This is a genomic window from Sebaldella sp. S0638 (assembly GCF_024158605.1).
GTDB lineage: Bacteria > Fusobacteriota > Fusobacteriia > Fusobacteriales > Leptotrichiaceae > Sebaldella.
Genome location: NZ_JAMZGM010000117.1, coordinates 1 through 661, shown reverse-complemented (window position 1 = coordinate 661; position 661 = coordinate 1). Strand labels below are relative to the sequence as shown.

Here is a 661-nt window from a genome sequence, read left to right as displayed (position 1 = left end):
AAAGATGTAAACATATATATTGAAAATTCCGTTTTTTAGTGATACAATAGAGGTGTAGAATGAATAAAAAAGTTTTAGATTTTCTGAAGGATAATCCAGAATGGCAAAATGTAATAGAAGAAGCCATGACAGCAGGGTTATCGTATAAGATAGAGCTCTTCATAACTGCACAGGGGAAGATAAAAGACAAGCAGTATAAGAGTAAAAGGTTACTGACAAAAAAATATTGAGATAGTTAATATCGCAGTGCGGAGCTATCAAATAACAGGTGTAAAAGTCTGGTATTTGGTGGCTCTTTTGTTTTTTAGGAGAAGAAAATGGAAATCAGAAAAATAAATATAAAAGATTTAAAGGAATACCAGAATAATCCAGTAATCCATAGCAGAGAACAGATAGGGAAACTCGCTGAAATAATAAAAAGATACGGATTCAGACAGCCCATTGTAATAGACAGAAATAATATAATAGTGGCCGGTCATGGAAGATTACAGGCAGTTAAAAAACTTGGATATAAAGAAATAGACTGTGTAGTAGCTGATGATTTAACAGATGATCAGGTAAGAGCATACAGGCTTGCAGATAATAAAATAAAGGAATTAAGTTTATGGGATGAGGACCTTCTAAAAACAGAGCTTCTTAATTTAGAGGATATAAATCTTGA

At 32.4% G+C, this 661-nt stretch carries 2 protein-coding genes; both read left to right on the top strand.

What is annotated here, in order from left to right; genetic code table 11:
* Positions 1-59: 59 nt before the first annotated feature.
* Complete coding sequence (locus NK213_RS17875) at positions 60-230, top strand: hypothetical protein (protein WP_253351733.1); 171 nt, start codon at positions 60-62, stop codon at positions 228-230.
* Between the two features lie 87 nt (positions 231-317).
* The coding region (locus NK213_RS17870) for a ParB/Srx family N-terminal domain-containing protein (protein WP_253351731.1) at positions 318-661 on the top strand (344 nt) is incomplete at its 3' end.